Genomic DNA, 21,892 nt, shown 5'->3' on the forward strand with positions numbered 1-21,892 from the left:
TCAGTAGAGCCCGTTGCCGTTGGTGAGAAGCTTTTCACGCAGTTCCGGCGAGAGATCGGCGCCGGCGGTTGCCGACGTGCTCGCCGTCTGGAAACCGTCGATGACGGGGCAACCGCCGGCGCAGGGTGCAGTTCCTGGCTTAAACGCTTCGAGAATGGCCCCGGGCGTGCCCTCAGGCACCGGTTGGCCGCTCTTCCTGTCGATTGCCTCGACCGTCATGCCTGCTGGCGCATGGAAATCTGCCGCCGGACGTCCCTGCAGCGCCACCTTCATGAAATCGATGAAGATAGGTGCGGCGAGGCCGCCGCCGGTTTCGCCGTAGCCCATGGGCTTCGGCGTGTCGTAGCCGAGGAATACACCCGTCACGATGTTCGGGGTGAAGCCGACGAACCAGACATCCTTTTCGTCGTTGGTGGTGCCGGTCTTGCCGGCAATCGGTACGCCGAGGGTGCCGACATTCCTGGCCGTCCCCCGCTCGACGACGCCGCGCAGCATCGAGGTCACCTGGTAGGCCGTCATTGGATCGAGCACGTAGTCGCGATCATCGACCGGGGCGGGCTCTTCCTGACCGCTCCAGTCGGAGGCGTTGCAGTCGTCGCAGCGACGCTGGTCGTGGCGAAAGATCGTGCGGCCGTAGCGGTCCTGGATGCGGTCGACCATCGAGGGAGTGACGGCCTTGCCGCCATTGGCGATGACGGCATAGGCGGAGACCAGCCGCAAGAGCGTCGTCTCGCCGGCGCCGAGTGCCATCGGCAGGTATGGTTTCAGATCGTCATAGATGCCGAAGCGCTTGCCATAGTCCGCCACGAGATCCATGCCGAGATGGCGGGCGAGGCGTACCGTCATCAGGTTGCGGCTGTTTTCCAGCCCCACGCGCATGGTCGAAGGACCGCTGAAGCGACCGTCATAGTTCTTCGGCTTCCATGTCCTGCCGGCGCCGTCGGCAAGCGCGATCGGCGCGTCCATCACCAGCGCCGTCGGCGCATGGCCGTTGTCCAGTGCCGCGGCATAGACGAAGGGCTTGAACGACGATCCCGGCTGGCGATAGGCCTGGATCGCGCGGTTGAACTCCGACTGGGCATAGGAAAAGCCGCCGGCGACCGCGAGCACGCGGCCGGTGTTCGGATCCATGGACACGAGCGCACCCTGAACGAGCGGCGGCTGCCGCAGGATATAGCCGTCCTCCTGGTTCTCGACATAGACGACGTCACCGGGCGAAAGGACGCCGTCAATCCCTGCAGCACAGTTCCGTTTTGTCTTGATCGAGCGGCAGAGCGCCCAGGCGACGCCCTGGTGGTCGAGACGGACCGTTTCTGCCGCGGTGGTCCCGTTTGACGGTGCGGCCTCGGGACGGAGTCCGATTTCCGCGTCCGCCTTCCCTGCGGCAAGGACCACGCCCAGCCGCCACTCCGGTACGTCGGAAAGCGGCCGGAGCTTGATGAGCGCGGAAGCCCAGTCCTCGGTTGCGAGAAGCCTGGCGACCGGGCCGCGGTAGCCTTTCGCCTGGTCATAGGCGATGAGCCCCCTGCGCAGTGCCTTCATCGCAGCCTCCTGCAATCGCGGGTCGAGCGTCGTGCGCACCGAAAAGCCGGCGGTGTAAAGGGCGGCCTCACCATATTGGCCATTGAGCTGGCGGCGGACCTCTTCGGTGAAATAGTCGGAACTTGCGATCGCGGACGAAGGCCGGCGTTGCTGGACGCCGAGCGGGGCGGCGGATGCCCTGGCGGCAGTCATGGCATCGATGACACCGTTCTGACGCATCTGGTCGATGACCCAGTTGCGGCGGCCCATTGCGCGTTCCGTATGGCGATCGGGATCGTAGTTGTTGGGTGCTTTCGGCAGGGCTGCGAGGAAGGCTGCCTCCGAAACCGAGAGTTCGCTTACCGGCTTGTCGAAATAGGTGAGTGCGGCCTGTGCCACGCCGTAGGCGCCGCGCCCAAGATAGATGTCGTTGAGATAGAGCTCGAGAATGCGGTCCTTGGAGTAGGTCTGGTCGATCCGCAGCGAGAGGATCGCTTCGCGCAGCTTGCGTTCAACCGTGCGGTCCGAAGACAGGAGGAAATTCTTGGCGATCTGCTGCGTGATCGTCGAGCCGCCGATCATGCGCCGGCCGGAACCGTAATTGGCAAGATTGGACAGGAGCGCCGTGGCGATGCTCGCAACGTCGATACCGGGATGGAGGTAGAAATTCTTATCCTCGGCCGAAAGGAATGCCTGGCGGATACGCGCGGGAATCGCGCCGATCGGCAGGAAAAGCCGGCGTTCGCGCGCGAGTTCTCCGACCATCGTACCGTCGCCCGCATAGAGGCGGGTGGTGACCGCGGGTTCCCAGTTCGCGAGCGTGCGGTGATCGGGCAGGTGTCGCGTCAGCGCCGCGACGATCGCGGCCGCCGCGAGCGCGACGATGGTCGCGAGATTGAGGGATGTGCCAAGCAGACTTGCGATGAACTTCATAAGGGCGGAACGGACCTTTGGGGCAAAAGGAAAGCCTGGCCCGCACGGATGCCCGTGCGGCGCGCAGCCTATCTGGAACGGCTTCGCCGGCATCCGAGATGCCGACTGCCGAGCGATGCGGGTGGGCTATGGCCAGGTAAAACGACGCATGGGATCGATCCCCGTAAGCGGCGTGGTCGGCCGCACCTTCCCGAGCTGATGCTGCCGAGCGACAGCGGTGTCAGCCGATGAAGTTCACCGTAAAGGGATTGTGCCGGAGCAACAAACCACGTTTATTTGCGAGACCCATTAGATGAGTTAGGGCATTCATGGTCAGGCCATATCTTCCGCTCAATGCGCTGCGCGCCTTCGAGGCATCGGCGCGGCATCTAAGCTTCACCCGCGCGGCGATCGAACTCTGCGTGACGCAAGCCGCGGTGAGCCATCAGGTCAAGCTGCTCGAAAGCCGACTGAACGTGACGTTGTTCAAGCGGTTGCCGCGCGGACTGATGATCACGGCAGAGGGCGAGGCATTGCTGCCGGTGCTGCGCGATTCGTTCGACCGGATGGCGGATATGCTCGAGCGCTTCGAGGCCGGCCATATCCGGGAGGTGCTGATGATCGGTGCCGTCGGCACCTTTGCCGTCGGCTGGCTGTTGCCGCGGCTTGCCGACTTCCAGGCCAAATATCCGTTCATCGATGTTCGGCTTTCGACCAATAACAATCGGGTCGACATGGCGGCGGAAGGCCTGGATTTCGCCATCCGCTTCGGCGGCGGCTCCTGGCATAATATCGAGGCGACCCGGCTGTTCGACGCGCCGCTTTCCGTGCTCTGTATTCCTGAGATCGGCGATCGGCTGAAGACGCCCTCCGATCTCCTGAACGAAACGCTGCTCAGGTCCTACCGCGCCGATGAATGGGGGAACTGGTTCGACGCGGCCGGCATTGCCTATCCGGCGCCGCTGCTAAAAGGCATCGTCTTCGATAGTTCGCTGGCGATGATGGAGGCGGCGGCCCAGGGGATCGGCGTCGCGCTCGCACCGCCGCTGATGTTCTCGCGGCTGTTGTCGAACGGCACCATCCGACAGCCGTTCGACGTTCACACCTCGATGGGAAGCTACTGGCTGACACGGCTGAAATCACGGCCCATCACGCCGGCGATGGAGGCGTTTGGCGAGTGGCTATCTGCCGCGGCGGCGCAGGAGGCAGTGGCCTTGCCATCGCCTCCGGCACAAGAGGTGCTCGCTGGCTGAAACCGAAGATCTGTTCTTCCTACAGCGCCTCGCGGAGCAGTTTCACCGTGCTGGGTAGCACGCAAGCCATCGAGATCGTTATAAGACCAAATAATTCTAATGCCTGCCCTGAATTCTTGTGATGCCCGTTTTGATCCTCCAGGGCGCCTTGGCCGGCGCCAACGGCGAGAAGCCGTTCGCGTCTTGCTCAGGCGCTTTTTGCCGTCGAACATTCGTACACTATGCGCCCCGTTTGCGGGTCGACGCCGGCGAGGCTGACTTCGTAGCCCCAGAGGTGGCGCACATGGCGCAGCGTCGCGTCGCGACTGCCTTCTTCGAGCACGATTCCGCTCTTCACATTGTGCTGCAATCGAAGATGTCGGTCGCCGAGGAGATCGACGTCCATCACCTGGATATCGGGCTGGTTGGCGCCGACGTCGTAACTGTTGGCGAGGACAGAGCGAACGGCCGAATAGCCGCGTTCGTTGTGGATCGAAGCGACCTCGACAAAACGGTCAGACGCACGGTCTGCGAGGTGGAACAGCCGGAATTTGCGTATCACCGCCGGGCTCAGATATTGCAGGATGAAGGATTCGTCGCGGTGGTTGGCCCAGGCGTCGCGCAGCGTCTCCATCCAGTCGCCGTTGCCGGCAATGGAAGGGAACCAATCGCGGTCCTCGTCCGTCGGCTCGGTGGCGATCCGCTGGATGTCCTGCATCATTGCAAAGCCGAGCGCATAGGGATTGATGCCGGGATAACGCCGGTCGTCGAAATCCGGCTGGAAGACGACGTTGGAGTGGCTCTGCAGGAGTTCCAGCATGTGGCCCTCGCCAATCCGGCCCTGGTCGTAGAGCCGGTTGATGATGGTGTAGTGCACGAAGGTGGCGCAGCCTTCGTTCATGACCTTCGTCTGGCGCTGCGGGTAGAAATATTGCGCGATGACCCGGACGATCCGGAGCAGCTCCCGCTGCCACGGTTCCAGGATCAAGCTGTGCTTCTCGAGAAAATAGAGCAGATTCTCTTCCGGCAGGTTCAGCACTTTCTTGCGCTCGGAAGCGTCCCGCTCGGCGTCGGCCGGGTCACGGCTCTCGGCCGTCTGCGGCAGCGTTCGCCAGAGATCGCTGTAGGTCTGTTCCTCATATTCCAACCGTTCCCGCGCCCGTTCCCGAACCTTTTCGGAGGAGAGCCGCGGCGGCCGGCGATAGCGGAAGACGCCCTGGTCCATCAGCGCGTGGGCGGAATCGAGGATCGCCTCGACCGCGGCGGTTCCGTGCCGTTCCTCGCATTTGGCCACGTATTTCTTGGCGAAATCCATGTAGCTCAGAATGGCTCCGGCATCGGTCCACTGGCGGAAGAGGTAGTTGTTCTTGAAGAAATGATTGTGGCCGAAGGCTGCGTGCGCCGTGACCAGCGCCTGCATCGCCATCGTATTCTCTTCCATGAGATAGGTGATGCAGGGATTGGAATTGATCACCAGCTCATAGGCAAGGCCGCGGTGGCCCTTACGGTAGTGGTGTTCCTCATAGGCGAAGCGCTTGCCGAAAGACCAGTGCTGGTACATGAGCGGCATGCCGACCGAGGAATAGGCGTCGAGCATTTGCTCGGAGGTGATGATCTCCAACTGGTTCGGGTAGACGTTGAGGCCCATTTCCTCGAGCGCGACTTGCTCGATCGCGTCATAGGCACGGGAAAGCGTCACGAAATTCCAGTCCGAGCCCTGGAACAGGAGACCTGAAGTCGCACGTCGAGCCATCCGGTCTTCCCTCATTTCCGGGTACGTGTGGCCGGCTGCCGGGCAAAGAGCCTGCGGAAGACCGGGTAGATGTCGGCGGGCTTGGCGATCCGGGTCATTTGGAAATTCGCCTTTTCGCCATCCACCGTGCGATAGGCGCGCCAGAGCGCGGTGCCGTTGTCCGTCGATCCGAAGATTTCCGTCTCGCGCTCGTCGATGATCTCGACATAGGCGTAATACTGGCAGAGCTTCGTCAGCTTCTCCCGGAGCAGCGCGGCGCAATGCTCGGAATCACCGATGATGTTGTCGCCGTCCGAGGCCTGCGCGGCATAGATGTTCCAGATCTGCGAGGGATAGCGTTCCTCGATGACCCTGATCATCTCCTCGAGCGCGGTCGACACGACCGTGCCGCCGCTCTGGGTACTGTAGAAGAATGTCTCCTCGTCAACCTCGCGGGCTTCGTCCGTGTGGCGGATGAAGACGATGTCGATCCGTTCGTAACGCCGCTTCAGGAACAGGTGCAGAAGCACGAAAAAGCGCTTGGCGAGGTCCTTCTCGCGTTCGCCCATCGAGGCCGAGACGTCCATCAGGCAGAACATGACCGCATTGGCGTTCGGCAGCGGTTGCGCTTCGAATCGGTTGAAGCGGATATCGACGGGGTCGACATAGGGAATGCGACGTCGCCTGCGCTCGATCCTGTTCAGTTCGCTGCGAAGCTCGCTGAGCCTCTGGCGGTCTTTCGGTGAAAGCTCCGGCGTCGCCTCCAGTCGCGCGATCTCCTCCGCGATGGCGGTCAGCTCCGTTTCTTTCGGTCGATGCAGCGCCAGGCGTCGACCGAAGCTGTTGCGCATGGTCCGCCCGACATTGATGTTGGTCGGCGTGCCCGCGGTGGCGAAGCCTGCGCGACGCGGTTTGAACAACACCGTTTCCTTGAGGCTGAGCTTGACCATGTCGGGCAGTTCCAGATCCTCGAAGAAAAGATCGAGCACCTCTTCGCGTGAAAGGACGAACTGGAAGTCGTCTTCGCTTTCTCCGGTCCCGGGGCGCCCCCGGCCGCCTCCGCCCCCACCTGCTTCCGGCTTCGGCAGGCGGTCGCCTGCCGAAAACTGCTTGTTGCCGGGAAGCACATAATTGCGTTCGCCGCTGCCCCGGGCCGGCTGGAACGTCGGCTCATTGGCGCCATCCGTCGGCATCGGCACGCCATGGGCGGCATCGACGTCGATGATCCTGTCGGCTTTGACCTGTTCCTTGATGACCCGCTTGAGTTCTTCGCGGGCCCGTTTCAGAAATCGCTGTCGGTTGCCGAGGCTCTTGTCCTTCGGATTGAGCCGCCGGTCGATGAAATTCGGCATATACCAATCCCCTGCTTCGGCATCGTCAGCCCGCCTTGTTGACCCGCATGTACCAATCGACCAGCCGCCGGACCTGACGCTCGGTGTAGCCGCGCTCGGTCATGCGCTGGACGAATTCGGCATGCTGCTTCTCGGTAGAGCTGTCCTTCTTCGAGCCGAAGCTGATGACCGGCAGCAGGTCTTCGACCTGGCCGAACATGCGCTTCTCGATCACGTCGCGAAGCTTCTCGTAGCTCGTCCAGGAGGGGTTGCGCCCATGATTCTTGGCGCGGGCGCGCAGGGTAAACTTCACGACCTCGTTGCGGAAATCCTTGGGATTGGCGATGCCGGCCGGTTTCTCGATCTGCGACAGTTCGCTGTCGAGGATCTCGCGATTAAGGATCTGCCCGGTGTCGGGATCCTTGAAATCCTGGTCCTCGAGCCATGCGTCGGCATAGGCGATGTAGCGGTCGAACAGGTTCTGGCCGTATTCGCTGTAGGATTCGAGATAGGCCTTCTGGATCTCGTGACCGATGAATTCGGCGTAACGGGTGGCAAGCTCGGACTTGATGAAGTCGAGATAGCTTGCTTCGGTCTCTTTCGGGAACTGTTCGCGGCGGATCGCCTGTTCCAGGATATACATGAGGTGCACGGGATCGGCCGCGACCTCCTTGGTGTCGTAGTTGAAGGTCTCGGACAACACCTTGAAAGCAAAGCGCGTGCTGATGCCGGTCATGCCCTCGTCGACACCGGCGGCGTCGCGATATTCCTGAACGGACTTCGCCTTGGGATCGGTGTCCTTCAGGTTCTCGCCGTCATAGACGCGCATCTTGGTGTAGAGCGGCGAGTTCTCGTGGCGGGCAAGACGGGTCGATACGGTGAAGCGGCTGAGGCATTCGAGAACTTCCGGTGCGCAGGGGCTCTTGGTGAGCTCGCTTTCGCGCAGCAGCTTCTCATAGATCTGCCGTTCTTCGGTGACGCGCAGGCAGTAGGGAACCTTGACCACCAGGATGCGGTCGAGGAAGGCCTCATTGTTCTTGTTGTTCTTGAACTGCAGCCATTCCGACTCGTTGGAATGCGCAACGACGATGCCCTGATAGGGGAAACCTCCGAAGCTTTCAGTGCCGTTGTAGTTGCCTTCCTGGGTCGCCGTCAGCAATGGGTGCAGGACCTTGATCGGCGCCTTGAACATTTCGACGAATTCGAGCAACCCTTGCGTCGTGCGGTTGAGACCGCCGCTGTAGGAGTAGGCGTCGGGGTCTGCCTGGCTATAGTTTTCGAGCTGGCGGATATCCACCTTGCCGACCAGCGAGGAAACGTCCTGGTTGTTTTCGTCACCCGGTTCGGTCTTGGCGATGCAGATCTGGCGCAAGCGCGAGGGCATCAGCTTGACGACGCTGAACTTGGAGATGTCGCCGTCGACCTCGTCGAGCCGTTTCGTTGCCCAGGGAGAAATTAGGCCGGTGAGACGACGCCGTGCGATGCCGTATTTGTCTTCGAGGAGATCGGCCATGCGGTCGGGATGGAAGAGACCGAGCGGCGATTCGAAGACCGGGCTGATCTTGCCGCCGACTGCGAGCGTGTAGATCGGCTGCTGTTCCATCAGTTTCTTGAGACGTTCGGCGAGCGACGACTTACCGCCGCCGACCGGCCCGAGCAGGTAGAGGATCTGCTTGCGCTCCTCGAGCCCCTGGGCGGCGTAGCGGAAGTAACCGACGATCCGTTCGATCGTATCCTCCATGCCGTAGAAGTCGGCAAAGGATGGATAGATCTTGACGGTACGGTTTGAAAAGATACGGCCGAGACGTTCGTCCGCGCTGGTGTCGATCAGGGTCGGATCGCCGATGGCAGTGACCATCCGCTCCTGCGCGGTGGCATACATGCTTTTGTCGTCGCGACATGCGAGAAGATATTCTTGAAGGCTGATTTCTTCTTGCGCTGCACTCGTATAGATCTCTGAGAAGAGATCGAAGACATCGCATTCGCTCTTTTGCATCATGCTCTCCCGCGGCCGCTGGCTGAGACGGGGATCGCTGCTTATCGGCTCGCTCATTCGAATAAACGGCGTCCCATGCGCAATGTTCCCTCAGATTACTCGCTTTCTTCTGATTCTCGAAGGGGTTGATTTCATGGATTGACCGCAGGCTCACGAAATCCTGATCCGGATCGCGCCGGCGGAGTGCTTTTTCTTCTTCTTCTTCGCCCAGGAGTCGCGACGGAGTGGTGATTCCGCAAGTGCTTAGGGGGCACTGTGCATGGGTCTCGATGCGACAGGCGCCGGCACCGAGCACAGTAGCTGCACGGAGCGGTGGGCGGCGAGCGCCTACAGCGCCGCGCCTCTTATCAGACGCGCAAAGGTCGCCGTAGCACTTTGAATTGCGGCATGTTTTGTCCTTCAATCGGCTACGATCTAAAGAAACATGCAGTAAGCCCGCGGCAAAGTCGTCAGGACAGCCAGGCCGGCAGTCGCGCCGGCACCTGACCCGTCAGCGCCGCCTCGACGCAATCGCCAAGACTGCCGAAGCGAACCGCGCGGCCGGAAAGGCCGGGTCCGTAATGGGCATATTTGCCGGAATTGGTCATCAGCGCCCGGATCTTCGTCGGGAAGACCGGTTCGGAGATCGAACACCAGCAGAGATCGGGCAGCACCTGAATGCCGCTTGCTTCAAGGCGCGAGAGCAACCCTTCTTCCTTCGCCTCGGCGATCGCGTCGCGTCCGGCCGTCACGATGACGGCGACATCACTGTGCCGCTTCCGACCGTCGAAGGCTTCGGCCAGCGCGCGGCATTCCTCGAGCGAAGCGTGCGGGCTGCCGATGGCGACGAGCTCGACTTCGGCAGGGCCTTCGTTGAAATGCACCCAGGCTTCGGCCATGTCGGCGCGCGTGATCTCCGTGCGGTCGGCATCTTCGGCGGCGGCCCCCTCGGCTTCAGGCGTGACGCCTTCCACATGCAGCATGGGTGCTGCGGACGTCGTGCCGAAAGCGGCGCAGAGCGCTTTGAGGTCGTCTCGGGAGGGCCGTGCGGAAGCAAGACCACGCAGAACCGGGATGCGATCGGGCGCGCCGCGGCCGGCGAGATAACCGATCAGCGGCCAGAAGGCATCGTCGATGTTCTCGGGAAGCTCCACGTCGATGATGCGCTTCGCCTTGCGGTGTTCGTCGAGATAGACGCCGGACAGTGGTGCGCGCCCCGTGAGCGCAATGCAGAGATCGAGGAAGTCAGGATGCTTTGCCGTGCGTGCGCCAAGCACCGTGTTGGCGAAGATGACGGCGTTGGACTCGGCCCAGGCAATGGCTTCGCCCGCCTTCGGCGCGCTGTCGAGCAGGTAGGGCGAGCAGGTGAAGGTCGGGCGGCAACCCATGCGCACATAGGCGTCGGCGAGCCTTGCGGCCGGATCGCCGAAGCTCTCCGGCACGCCCTGCGCCTGCCAATTGGCGCGGTCGACCGAAATCGCGTTCATCGTCGTCGGCACACGAACCTTGGCGCCCATGTCTGCCATCTTCTCGGCGAAGGTGAGGTTCGCGGGGCTCGCATAGATGCAGCCGTCGATGTGGCCTTGCACCACGTCCACGAGCTTTCCCGCACCCTGCTGGGCGGCCATGGCCGAGATGATGTGCATCGCCTGTTGCACTGCGATGCCGTCGCGGCCTTCGAGCATGGCGCGATCGTTCTCGGTGAAATCGAGTGCGGCCGTCGCCGGCGGTTCGACCGGGATCGTCAGGCCGTCGGCCACGATCGTCGTATCGCTAATGCGCGCCGACTTTGCCTCAAACAGCGCCTTGAAGGCTTCGCGCGAAACCCTGAGCACCGGCAAGGATTTGCCGAACATCTCAGCCGCAATTAGCGCCCCGAGCGTCAACACGTCCTCGGCTTCGGAAAACACCAGCGCGGCGGGTGCACGGCCGGTCAGCGCCATGTCGAGCAGAACGCCCGAACCGGTGCAGGAGCCGCGGCTCGACGGCATCATCAGGATGCCGCCGGTGAGACAGAGGCCATGCAGCGGATGGTGTACATCGATCACCCGGCCCGTAGCGGGGTCAACGCCACCCCAGAAGCTCAGCGCCTCCTCGGTGGCGATAACAGGGCCATCGGCGGAGCCGGTAAGAATGCTGCGGGCGGCGATCGATCGGGTCATTTGACGACAAATCCATGGGCGAAGGGGTCGCGGTCATCGATGAAAATCGTGTTGATGCCGGTCAAGCGGGCCCAGCCGGCGATCGAAGGAATGATGGCATCGCGGCCGGCGACCTTGGTCGCTGCTTCGACGCGGCCCTTGAACAGCGAGCCGATGATCGATTCATGCACGAATTCGTCGCCGACCCCAAGCTTGCCCTTGGCGGCGAGCTGGGCCATGCGTGCCGAGGTGCCGGTGCCGCAGGGCGAACGGTCGATCGCCTTTTCGCCGTAGAAAACGGCGTTGCGCGCGTGCGCCTCGGCCTTGGTCGGCTTGCCGGTCCACTGGATGTGGCTGAGGCTCTGGATCTCGGGGTGCTCCGGATGGACGAACTCGTATTTGGCGTTCAACGCCGCGCGCAGCTTCGGGCTCCAGCCGACGAGTTCGCCGGTCGTATGGTCGGCCATGTCGCGGAAGTTCTTCTGCGGCTCGACGATGGCGTAGAAATTGCCGCCATAGGCGACATCGACGACGATCTCGCCGAGGCCCTCGACGTCCGCCGTCAGCCCCTCGGCATAGAGGAAGCCGGGCACGTTGGTGAGGCGCACCTCCTCGACGAAGCGGCCCTCCTGGCGATAGGTGATGTCGACCTTGCCGGCCGGCGCGTCGATCGAAAGCTTGCCGGGCTCGCGCGGGGTGACGAGGCCATTCTCGATCGCCATGGTAATGGTGCCGATCGTGCCGTGGCCGCACATCGGCAGGCAGCCGGAGGTTTCGATGAAGAGCACGGCCACATCGCAATCGGCGCGCGTCGGCGGATAGAGGATCGAGCCGGACATCATGTCGTGGCCGCGCGGCTCAAACATCAGACCAGTGCGGATCCAGTCGAACTCGCGTAGAAAATGCGCCCGCTTCTCCAGCATGTTGGCCCCTTCGAGCCGCGGTCCACCGCCGGATACGAGGCGGACCGGATTGCCGCAGGTGTGGCCGTCGATGCAGGAGAAAGTGTGGTTGGCCATGGTCGATGCTCTGTCAGAACCTTTGAGGCGAGAAGGATTGGATATCGATCGCCGGACGCTGGCCGGTCAAGAGGTCGGCGACGAGCCGGGCAGTTCCCGCCGACTGTGTCAGCCCGAGATGGCCGTGGCCGAAGGCGTAGACGACGCGGCCCGTGGCGCGGGCGCGGCCGATCGCCGGCAGGCTGTCGGGCAGCGACGGACGGAAGCCCATCCATTGTACGCCGCCTTCGCTCTTGAAGCCGGGCAGGAAGGTCTCAGCCTTCTTCAGCATCGCTTGCGAACGGCGGTAGTTCGGCGGCAGCTTCAGACCGCCGAGTTCGACCGCGCCGCCGACGCGGATGCCGGTTGAAAGCCGCGTGACGACGAAGCCGTGACCGCCGAAAGTGACCTGCGTGCGCAGGTCAAAGGCATCCTGCGGAAGCGTGGTGTTGTAGCCACGTTCCGTTTCCAGCGGGATGCGTTCGCCGAGCGTGCGGGCGATCTGGTGCGAGAAGGCGCCGGCCGAGAGCACGACCTGGTCCGCACGCCGCGTCTTGCCGTCCGCCGTCAGCTCCACGCCGCCATCGACCGGCTTCAATGCCGCAACGTCGGCACGCTCGATGGTGCCGCCCTTGGCGCGGAAATGGTCGGCAAGCGCCAGCGTATAGAGCTTCGGATCGGCGATCGAGTACCAGCCTGGGGTGAATGTGCCGTGAGTGAAGCGCGGCGCCAGACCGGGCTGGATCTCGGCCATTTCGGCCGCACCCATATGACGGAATTCGATGCCGTGCTCGGCCCGGGCCTTCCAGCCGGGAAGCGAGGCCTTCAGTTCGGCTTCGCTTTCATAGACCTGGAGATTGCCTTCCTTGCGCAGCATCGGCAACGTGCCGGTTGCGGTGAGGAAAGGCTCGAGCTCCGCCTTGGAGAGGTCCATCATCGCCGTCTGCGCGGTCGTCGAATGGGCGACGCGGCTTGGCGAGCAGGCGCGCCAGAAGCGGAACATCCATGGGGCGATCTGCGCCGCATAGGCCGGGGGGACGCTCAAAGGCCCAAGCGGGTCGAGCAGCCACTTCGGCGCCTTCTTGAGGATGCCGGGCGAAGCAAGCGGCAGGATGTCGGTGAAGGCGAAGGCCCCGGCATTGCCGGCCGAAGCTCCGGCGGCCGGGCCTTCCCGGTCGAGCACGGTGACGGAAAGCCCCCGTGCCTGGGCGGCGATCGCCGCAGAAAGGCCGACAACGCCGGCGCCGATGACGATGACGTCAGGCTGAACTGCATCCTTCATGATCGGCTCAGTGCGTTGCTGCCAGGAACTTCTTGAGCTCCGGATCCTTCGGCGCGCCGAAGAGCGCTTCGGGTGCCGCGATTTCCGCCATCACGCCCTTGTGGAAAAAGGCGACACGATCGGAAACTTCGCGGGCGAATTTCATTTCATGGGTGACGCAGATCATCGTCATGCCTTCGGAGGCAAGCATGCGCAGCGTGTCGAGCACTTCGCCGACGAGCTGCGGGTCGAGCGCCGAGGTCACTTCGTCGAACAGCATGTATTCCGGCGACATGGCGAGTGCGCGGGCAATTGCCATGCGCTGCTGCTGGCCGCCCGACATGCGGGTCGGGTAAACCGAAAGCTTTTCGCCGAGGCCGACATGGGTAAGCTGCTTGACGGCGATCTCCTCGGCTTTCTCCTTGGAGAGTCCGAGCACCTTGCGCGGCGCCAGCATGACGTTTTCGAGCACGGTCAGGTGCGGGAAGGCGTTCCATTGCTGGAAGACGATGCCGACTTTGGCCCTGAGCTTGTTGAGGTCGGTCGACTTGGCGTGGACCTCGGTGCCATCAACCAGAATGCGGCCGGCATCGATCGGCTCGAGGCCGTTGATGCAGGTGAGCAGCGTCGACTTGCCGGAGCCGGAGCCGCCGATGACGGTGACGACTTCACCCTTGTTGACGGTGAGGTCGATACCTTTGAGAACCTCCAGCGAACCGAAGGATTTGCGGACGTTTTGGATCTCAATCATTGGACCACCGTTTTTCAAGGTAACCGCCGAGCCGGGCGATTGGGAAGCTGATGAGGAAGTAGATGGCGCCGCAGATCATCAGGATCAGCAGCGGTTCCTGCAGGCGTGTGACGAGCACCTGAGAGGCGCGCAGCAACTCGATCAGGCCGAGCCAGAGGACGAGTGCCGAGTCCTTCATGACGCCGAGCGTCAGGCCGATCCAGGACGGCAGCGAAACGCGGGTGGCGAGCGGCGCCACGATATAGCGCATGTCTTGCCACCAGGTCATGCCGAGCGACCGGGCAGCGCGCCGCGTCGTCGGCGGTACCGACGAGATGCCGCCGCGCACGATCTCGGTGCAATAGGCGGCCGTATAGAGCGACAGCACCACGCAGGAGGTCGTGAACGGAGGCCAGCCAAGCTTGGCGATCGACTGGAAGGCGTTGCCGAGTACCAGTTGGATGAGCAGCGGTACCGAGCGGAAGACGTCGAGCACGAAGGTCAACGGCACGGCCCAATAGGGGCCGACCTGGTTGCGCACGACGCCGAAGATGACGCCGAGGATCGTGCCGGCGGTAACCGAGACGGCCGTCACTGCGAGCGTCATCAAAGCGCCCTGCAGGAGGAAGCCGAGGTCACTTAGGGTGAGGGCGGTATTGAACATCTCTCACCTCTCCTTAGTAGCGGAACATGCGCGCGGCGAGCGCACGCGCCGCCAGCGTCACGGCCTTGGCGATGACATAGTAGATCACTGCGGCGATGGCGAAGAATTCGAAGGTGCGGAACGAGCGGGCGTTCAGTTCCTGCGTGATGCCCGCGAGGTCGGTGTTCATGCCGACGGTAACGCCGAGCGATGTCATCAGGATCGCCCAGACCATCTGGTTGGTAACGGGCAGGAAGGCGATGCGCAGCATCTGCGGCAGCACGATGTAGCGGAAGGCCTGGACCGAGGTCATGCCGAGCGAACGGCCGGCGCGCGTCTGGGTGTCGGGAATGGCCTTGAGGGCGCCGCGGAAATTCTCGGCGAGGTAGCCGGCATTGTTGAAGGCGATCCCGGCGAGCAGCGCCGTATAGGGGCTCAGGTGGATGCCGAAATTGCCGAGGCCGAAATGGGCCATGTAGATCTGGAACAGCGCCGGCGTGTTGCGGGCGATCTCGACCCAGGCAGTCGCAAAACTACCAAGGATGCGATTTCCGGACAGGCGGCAGGCTGTTAGCGCCAGCGCCAGTGCCAGGCCGATGACCATCGAGAGCAGAGCCACCTGCAAGGTGACCAACGCTCCATCGAGCATCTGCGGCAGAGCCTTCAGCGCCTGGTTCCAATGGAAGGTATAACTGAACATTGTTCGTCTCACCTCTGCGGAAACGAATAGCGGCGCGAAGCTACACTTCGCGCCGCCAGATGGACGGCCGGATTAGCGGTAAACGCCTTTGGCCGTAAGGTCCGGGAGCTCGCCGCCGACCCACTTTTCGTAGAGTTCTGCGTAGCGGCCGGTGCGGACCTGCTGGTTGATGAAGAGGTTGAGGAAGTTGATGAAGCCGTATTCTTCGCGGTTGGTGAAGAGCGCGACGTAGTCGGTGTCGAACGGAGCCTTGCCGACGACGGAGATACCGGCGAACTTGCCGCCCTTGACGTTGGCCTGGGCAACCGTCGAGGTCGAAACCGTGGCGTCGATCTGGCCCTGGCTGAGAGCGAGGAACACGTCGGCCTGGGTCTGGTACGGACGGAACTCACCGGCGCCCCATTCCTTGACCTGCTTTTCGAGCGCGATCGCTTCGAAGGTGCCTGCGGTGGCGCCGACGACCTTGCCCTTCATGTCTTCGAAGGACTTGACGCCGGACTTGTCGTTGGCGGTCACGGCCATTTCGAAGGCGAAGTAGGGGACCGTCATGCCGACCGTCTTGGCACGCTCAAGCGTGTCCGAGGTCGAGGCAACGCCGACGTCGACACGGCCCGACATCAGAGCGGGAATGCGCTCCGGGAACGGGGTCTCGACGATTTCGGCTGTGACGCCGAGTGCCTTGGCCAGATCGTTGCAGTAGTCGACGTCAAAGCCGATCGGGTTGTTGTTCTCGTCGCGAGAACCCATCGGCGGGAAGTCGAGCACGACTGCGCAACGCAGCGTTCCCGAGCCGATGACGTCATCCAGCTTGTCGGCATGGGCCTGGCTGGTCAGAGCTGCGGCCGCAACGAGGCCGAGCGCGAGCACCGAAGTCTTCATTCTCTCTCTCCCTGAAATGAATGCCGTAGAGGCTGAGCCACTATTTCGTTTTAGAGAGCACAAATCAATAGAAAAATACAATTAGTATACAAAAAGTATAATTTCATAACGCAGGATGTGCGCAAGGTTCCCATTTGTTTCGCCAAATGGGTTCCTTGCGCAGCGATCTGTCGCGGTTCACCAGCGGAAGCGGATGTGAGCGCAAAGGCGCGCGCACTTTTCCGCATCCGGCATTAGCCCTGGAAATCCTCGGGCAGCAGGGCTTCCGGCATGTTCTGGTAGGAAACGGGACGCAGGAAGCGGCGGATCGACATCGTGCCGACGCTCGTCGCGCCGAAGTTGGTCGAGGCCGGGTAGGGCCCGCCATGCACCATGGAATCCACCACCTCGACGCCGGTCGGGAAGCCGTTGACTAGCACGCGGCCGGCCTTGCGCTCGAGGATCGGACGCAGGCGGCGGGCGGTCTCGAGGTCGGCCGGATCCATGTGGATCGTGGTGGTCAGCTGGCCCTGGAAGCCGCGGGCAAGCTGCTCCATCTCGCCCGTCGAGCCGACGCGGACGACGAGGCCGAGCGGTCCGAAGACTTCTTCGCCGAGCGCGTGGTCGGCGAGGAACTGTTCGCCTGAAGTCTCGAAGAGATTCGGCGAAGCGGATCGGCCGGAGGATTCGGTGGTCAGCAGCGGCTTCACGGTGTTACGGCTTTCAAAGCGCGCCTGTCCGTCGTGATAGGCCTTGGCGATGCCATCGGTCAGCATCGTCTGCGGCGCCACCTTGACGAGAGCTTCGACGGCGGCGGTGGTGAAGCGATCGGCGTCAGCGCCGTCGACGACGACGGCGATGCCGGGATTGGTGCAGAACTGGCCGGCGCCCATGGTCAGCGAGCCGGCCCAGCCCTGGCCGAGCGTTTCCGCCCGTGCCTTCAGCGCTTCCGGCAGCAGGAACATCGGGTTGACCGAGCCGAGCTCACCGAAGAACGGGATCGGCTCGGGACGCGCGGCGCAAAGGTCGAACAGGGCGCGGCCACCGGCCAACGAACCGGTGAAGCCGACGGCCTTGATCAGCGGATGCTGCACCAGCGCTTCGCCGACCTGGCGGTTGCCGCCCTGGATCAGCGAAAACACGCCCGGGTGCATGCCGGTCTTGCGGATCGCGGCTTCGACGGCCTGTGCAACGATCTCGCCGGTGCCCGGATGCGCCGAATGGCCCTTGACGACCACGGGGCAGCCGGCGGCAAGGGCGGCAGCGGTATCACCGCCGGCCGTCGAGAAGGCGAGCGGGAAGTTCGAGGCGCCGAAGACGGCGACGGGACCGATCGGCCGCTGGATGAGCCGGATCTCCGGGCGCGGCGCTGGCTGACGCTCGGGCAGAGCCGCATCGAAACGGCGGTCGAGATACTCGCCCTTCTCGATGTGGTCGGCGAAAAGGCGGAGCTGGCCGGTGGTGCGGCCGCGTTCGCCCTGCAGGCGGGCTTCGGGCAGGCCGGTTTCCTGGCTGCCGATCTCAGTGATGGCCTCGGCGCGCGCCTCGATCTCATCGGCAATCGTACGCAGGAAGGCGGCGCGTTCAGCCCGGGTCGAATAGCCGTAGCTCAGGAAGGCTTCTTCGGCGGCCTCGGCGGCGCGGTTGACCAGTGCGACGGTGCCGGTGGCAAACTGATGGACCGGACCGTGCGCGGGCGCCGAGGCGAAGGTGCCCGCTCCGTCGAGCCATTCGCCGGCGACCAGGTGTTTTCCTTTGGGGGTGAAGGCCATCTGCGGATCCTTTCTTTCGATCCCGGATTGCCTTTTGTGGCAGAGGGGATCATGGCTGAATTGCACTCGTGGGATGTTTGTATACTATATGTATGCAGAACATCAATCGCCTGACTGGCTCATCCGGATCAGGCGCAGCATTTGAGAGGGAGAGAGATGAGCGAAACCAACACCCTGACGATCGCAACGCTTTTCGAGCGCGTCGAGGCGATCTTCCTGAAGGCGGGGCTCAACGCCGTCCAGGCCGGCGCGCTTGCCCGCGTGATCGTCGCCGGCGAGCGTGATGCCTGTAAATCGCATGGCATCTACCGCATCGAAGGAGCGCTTCGCACCGTCAAGGCCGGCAAGGTGAAGCCGGATGCCGTGCCGGAACTTGATGCGCAGGAGGATTCCGCGATCGTCAAGGTCAATGCCAAGGGCGGTTTCGCCAACCCGGCTTTCGAACTCGGCCTGCCCGTCCTTGCCGAACGTGCCCGCTCGCTCGGTCTTGCCGCGCTCGTCATCAATGATTGCACCCATTTCTCCGCGCTCTGGCCCGAAGTCGAGGGGCTGACGGGAGAAGGGCTTGCCGGCCTCGTCATGTGCCCGAGCTACGCGACCGTTGCACCGACCGGCGGCAACAAGCCGCTGCTCGGCACCAACCCCTTCGCTTTCGGCTGGCCGCGAAAAAACCAGCCGCCCTACGTCTTCGACTTCGCGACTTCGGTTGCCGCGCGCGGCGAGATCGAGTTGCACCGCCGCGCCGGCAAGCCTTTGCCGGAGGGCTGGGCGATCGATGCCGACGGTAATCCGACGACGGATCCGGAAGCAGCGCTCGCCGGCGCCATGCTGCCCTTCGGCGGCCACAAGGGCTCGGCGATCGGCACGATGATCGAGCTCCTCGCCGGCATCATGATCGGCGACCTGACGAGCCCGGAAGTGCTCGACTATCTCGGTACCACGACGCTGGCACCCTTCCATGGCGAGCTGATCGTTGCTTTTTCGCCGGAAAAATTCGCAGCCGGCCGGCCGGGCAATCCGTTTGCCCGCGCCGAGGTTCTATTCGAGGCGATCGTCGGTCAGGGTGCCCGCCTTCCGTCGCAGCGCCGCTTCGTCGCGCGCGCCAAGTCGGAGGCCGAAGGTGTCGTGCTCAACACGGCCGAGATGGAGCAGCTCGACCGGCTTCTCTCGCTCGGGCTCGACGCCGTCGCGTAAGCGGCGGCTCACCCGCCGCAGTCCTTCGGGATGGCGAAACCGCCAAACGAAAAAGGCCCTCTCACGGGGGCCTTTTCTTTGTGGCCGATACGGGCGATCAGGCCTTGTACTTCTGGACGGCGCCCGGGAGCTTGCTCCACTGGGCGTACCAGGTGTTGAACAGCTTGAACTGGGTCTCGACGTAGCCGCGCTGGCTTTCCGAAAGCACGTCGCTTTCGTTGAAGTGCAGCGTGTATTCCTTGTCGCCCTTCAGCACCATCATGTGCTTGAAGTAGAGAACGAGGTCCGGACCTTCGTCGAAGGAGGAGAGTACGGCGAGTGCCTGCTCCAGCTCCAGCGCCCGCTGGCGGGCGTCGACGTCGCCTTCGGCGGCCGCCTGCGCCAGGTTGCACATGTGGAGGACTTCCTTCGGCAGCACGCAGCCGATGCCGGTGATGGCGCCGGTCGCACCGCAGTTGACGAAGCCGTGGAAGACCGCGGTGTCGACACCGATCATCAGCGAGACGCCATCGTCACGGCTGGTGATGTTCTCGGCCGCATAGCGCATGTCGGCGGCTCCACCGAATTCCTTGAAGCCGACGAGGTTCGGATGTTCGGCACGCAGTGCGAAGAACAGGTCGGCGCGGGTGGCGAAACCGTAATAGGGGCTGTTGTAGATGACAGCCGGCAGGTCCGGAGCGGCCGACAGAATGGCCTTGAAATGGTTCTTCTGGGCGGCGACGACCGATCCACGCGACAGCACGCGCGGGATGACCATCAGGCCCTTCGCGCCGACCTTCTGGGCGTGCGCCGCATGGGCAACGGCCGAGGCGGTGTTGACGGCGCCGGTGCCGACGATGACCGGGATGCCGGCCTTGACCAGGCGTTCGACGCCTTCCATGCGCTGCGCGTCGGTCAGGAGCGGCCAATCACCCATCGAGCCGCAATAGACGACGGCGGACATGCCCTGAGCAATCAGCTCCTTGCCCTTGCGCACCAGCGCGTCGAAGTCGGGGGTGCGGTCTTCCTTGCAGGGGGTCATCAGCGCCGGGATGACGCCGGTGAAAATCTGAGCCTTCATCTGAAACTCCTCTCGGCTTTGGCTTCGGGCAACGGTGCACGCGCGCCCTTGCCTTTGATCTAGACAATAGCTGTTTGTATTTTATTTGTCGACAAGAAAAATACAAAGGCTCCTACAATGCAATATCGAGCTTGTTGTTGCGGGCAAAAAGCTTTTGCACCTGCTCGACGATCTGCTCGGCATGCGCCTTGCCGAGACGGTCCGCCGCCTCAACGTCGCGCGCTGTGATCGCGGCGATGATTTCCGCGTGCTCGTCGACGAAGCGCTGCGGGAACTGCTCCTCGTAGGACTGGTAATAGAGACGCAGGATCCGCCGCCCCTCGTCGAGCAGCCGGCGGAACAGGCTGGTGAAATAGGGATTGCGGCCGGCCTCGGCGATCGCCGCATGGAAAGCGGCATTGGTGGCGATCATCGTCAGCGCGTCGCGCGATTGAACGGCCGCCGCATAATCCTCGTGGAAGCCGCGAATGATCGGAAGGTCTTCCGGGCGATGGTTTTGCGCCGCAAGCCTTGTTGTGACCCGGTACATCAGCACCAGCGCGTCGAAGAACGGATTGAGATTGAGGAAGTCGATGTTGGCCACCATCGTCGAACGGTTCGGCAATGTGTCGATCAGTCCCTCGCCGGCAAGCCGCACCAGCGCCTCGCGGATCGGCGTGCGTGACATCTTCAGCCGTTCGGCGAGTTGCACCTCGTCGATCGGGCTGCCAGGCGGCAGCACAAGGTCGAGGATCTCGTCGCGCAGGAGGTCGTAGACCATTTTCACGCCGGAACCGCGCTTGCGTTCGGGGATGGGGCTGTTGTCGGTGTCGATATCGGTCATCTCAGAATCCTTTGTCGACAAAAGAAATACTTGTCTCCGTCGTGGGGATCAACAGCTTCCGTGTCGACGATTGTGCGAGGCTGACATATTCAGACGCGGTGCCTTGCCCGCTGGCAACCTGTTCAAGGTTACCCGCCGGCGTGATCAGGGCCGTCCGGATAGCGTTGCGGCATTGCTGATCTCATGCGAGCAGAAGGGCCGCTCTGCAGCCGTCGTATCGACCCATGCATTTCCCACATGGGAGCGCTGACTTTTGAGCGCTGCAACTTACCAAGGGCCCTGAGCTATAAGGTGTTCATCGAAGCGAAACGAGGCGCCACGGACTGGCTGCCAGGCTTCGAAGCCCATTGAAAGGGGGATCAAGATGAATATCGCACGCTCTTTTAACAACTGGCGCAAGTATCGTCAGACGGTCACCGAGCTGGGCCGCATGTCCAACCGGGAACTCCGGGACCTCGGCATCGAACGCGCCGACATCGACCGCGTCGCACGCACGGCCTTCGCCCGCTAAGGCGATCCACAAGACTGACTAAATTGCCCAAGCGCCTGCATCTCCTGTGGGCGCTTTTGCTTTACAGCCTTTCTTACGCGGATCGTCTTCCTGCACCTCGATCTCGCCCTTTAACAAAATGATTAGTTTATCCAACTAAGGCGCCGTCGCTCTTGTCGGCTAAGAGTTTGCGCGCACCTTCGACAAGGTTTGAGTCCATGCAAATGGTATGGAGGCGGCTGCGGCAATGCTGACAGAATCTGGCAGGGGTCGCGCGTAAAGTGTTCCCATGATCAGAGATCGAGGGATGACCGATGTCGGCGCGTGACATGTTTGAGGTGGGCGTAGGAAGCAGGCCGGGCGAGCGCAACTTCTGGATCGGCGTGGTTCCTTATGGCGCGACGATCAGGATGAGACGGCGGCGACAATCTGGATGAGACTCTTATGTCGCGGTCGGCACGAAGGTATCATGCTGATTGTCGCTGGCAAGAGTCTCATCGTGTTCTGATTGCCGCTCCG

Annotated in this window: 17 protein-coding genes; 3 read left to right on the forward strand and 14 right to left on the reverse strand. The window is 62.9% G+C overall.

What is annotated here, in order from left to right:
- Positions 1-2,454: a penicillin-binding protein 1A gene (locus AC0C6X_RS28270; RefSeq protein ID WP_247959212.1), complete on the reverse strand. Its 2,454-nt coding sequence runs from the start codon at positions 2,452-2,454 to the stop codon at positions 1-3.
- Between the two features lie 308 nt (positions 2,455-2,762).
- Here AC0C6X_RS28270 and AC0C6X_RS28275 point away from each other — a divergent pair, with 308 nt between their 5' ends.
- Positions 2,763-3,686 carry a LysR substrate-binding domain-containing protein gene (locus AC0C6X_RS28275; RefSeq protein WP_472956344.1) on the forward strand — a complete coding sequence of 308 codons (924 nt, stop codon included), beginning with the start codon at positions 2,763-2,765 and terminating at the stop codon, positions 3,684-3,686.
- 187 nt (positions 3,687-3,873) lie between these two features.
- On the opposite strand, the gene AC0C6X_RS28280 is transcribed toward AC0C6X_RS28275, so the two are convergent.
- From AC0C6X_RS28280 to AC0C6X_RS28330, 11 genes are all read right to left on the reverse strand, one after another.
- The gene (locus tag AC0C6X_RS28280) at positions 3,874-5,418 is read right to left on the reverse strand and encodes a SpoVR family protein (RefSeq protein ID WP_173519526.1); all 1,545 of its coding nucleotides are present in this window, start codon (positions 5,416-5,418) and stop codon (positions 3,874-3,876) included.
- 11 nt (positions 5,419-5,429) lie between these two features.
- Positions 5,430-6,749: a YeaH/YhbH family protein gene (locus AC0C6X_RS28285; protein WP_173519527.1), complete on the reverse strand. Its 1,320-nt coding sequence runs from the start codon at positions 6,747-6,749 to the stop codon at positions 5,430-5,432.
- A 25-nt stretch (positions 6,750-6,774) separates the two neighbouring features.
- Entirely contained in the window at positions 6,775-8,724 is a 1,950-nt protein-coding gene (locus AC0C6X_RS28290; RefSeq protein ID WP_173519528.1) for a PrkA family serine protein kinase, read from the reverse strand.
- A gap of 449 nt (positions 8,725-9,173) precedes the next feature.
- Positions 9,174-10,865 (reverse strand): cis-3-hydroxy-L-proline dehydratase, encoded by a 1,692-nt coding sequence (gene lhpI / locus AC0C6X_RS28295; protein WP_472956347.1) that lies wholly within the window; start codon positions 10,863-10,865, stop codon positions 9,174-9,176.
- On the reverse strand, positions 10,862-11,863 hold the full coding sequence (locus tag AC0C6X_RS28300) for a 4-hydroxyproline epimerase (RefSeq protein WP_472956349.1): 1,002 nt from the start codon (positions 11,861-11,863) through the stop codon (positions 10,862-10,864). Before AC0C6X_RS28300 ends, lhpI begins: the two co-directional genes overlap by 4 nt.
- Before the next feature lie 13 nt (positions 11,864-11,876).
- Positions 11,877-13,124, reverse strand: a complete 1,248-nt coding sequence (locus tag AC0C6X_RS28305) for an NAD(P)/FAD-dependent oxidoreductase (RefSeq protein ID WP_472956350.1) — start codon at positions 13,122-13,124, stop codon at positions 11,877-11,879.
- 7 nt (positions 13,125-13,131) lie between these two features.
- On the reverse strand, positions 13,132-13,854 hold the full coding sequence (locus AC0C6X_RS28310) for an amino acid ABC transporter ATP-binding protein (RefSeq protein WP_173519532.1): 723 nt from the start codon (positions 13,852-13,854) through the stop codon (positions 13,132-13,134).
- Entirely contained in the window at positions 13,847-14,497 is a 651-nt protein-coding gene (locus tag AC0C6X_RS28315) for an amino acid ABC transporter permease (RefSeq protein WP_173519533.1), read from the reverse strand. Before AC0C6X_RS28315 ends, AC0C6X_RS28310 begins: the two co-directional genes overlap by 8 nt.
- A 13-nt stretch (positions 14,498-14,510) precedes the next feature.
- On the reverse strand, positions 14,511-15,176 hold the full coding sequence (locus tag AC0C6X_RS28320; protein ID WP_173519534.1) for an amino acid ABC transporter permease: 666 nt from the start codon (positions 15,174-15,176) through the stop codon (positions 14,511-14,513).
- Between the two features lie 72 nt (positions 15,177-15,248).
- Positions 15,249-16,055: an ABC transporter substrate-binding protein gene (locus AC0C6X_RS28325; protein WP_173519535.1), complete on the reverse strand. Its 807-nt coding sequence runs from the start codon at positions 16,053-16,055 to the stop codon at positions 15,249-15,251.
- 233 nt (positions 16,056-16,288) lie between these two features.
- Positions 16,289-17,806, reverse strand: a complete 1,518-nt coding sequence (locus AC0C6X_RS28330) for an aldehyde dehydrogenase (NADP(+)) (RefSeq protein WP_472956354.1) — start codon at positions 17,804-17,806, stop codon at positions 16,289-16,291.
- 156 nt (positions 17,807-17,962) lie between these two features.
- Between AC0C6X_RS28330 and AC0C6X_RS28335 the strand changes: the two genes are divergently transcribed.
- The gene (locus tag AC0C6X_RS28335; RefSeq protein ID WP_173519537.1) at positions 17,963-19,000 is read left to right on the forward strand and encodes an Ldh family oxidoreductase; all 1,038 of its coding nucleotides are present in this window, start codon (positions 17,963-17,965) and stop codon (positions 18,998-19,000) included.
- Positions 19,001-19,097: 97 nt separating this feature from the next.
- On the opposite strand, the gene AC0C6X_RS28340 is transcribed toward AC0C6X_RS28335, so the two are convergent.
- On the reverse strand, positions 19,098-20,060 hold the full coding sequence (locus AC0C6X_RS28340) for a dihydrodipicolinate synthase family protein (protein ID WP_173519538.1): 963 nt from the start codon (positions 20,058-20,060) through the stop codon (positions 19,098-19,100).
- A gap of 112 nt (positions 20,061-20,172) precedes the next feature.
- Complete coding sequence (locus tag AC0C6X_RS28345; protein ID WP_247959207.1) at positions 20,173-20,883, reverse strand: GntR family transcriptional regulator; 711 nt, start codon at positions 20,881-20,883, stop codon at positions 20,173-20,175.
- A 364-nt stretch (positions 20,884-21,247) separates the two neighbouring features.
- On the opposite strand from AC0C6X_RS28345, the gene AC0C6X_RS28350 reads away from it, so the two are divergent.
- Positions 21,248-21,394, forward strand: a complete 147-nt coding sequence (locus AC0C6X_RS28350) for a DUF1127 domain-containing protein (protein WP_173519540.1) — start codon at positions 21,248-21,250, stop codon at positions 21,392-21,394.
- Positions 21,395-21,892: the final 498 nt, after the last annotated feature.

The sequence above is a fragment of the Ensifer sp. VA4 genome, from assembly GCF_055710065.1.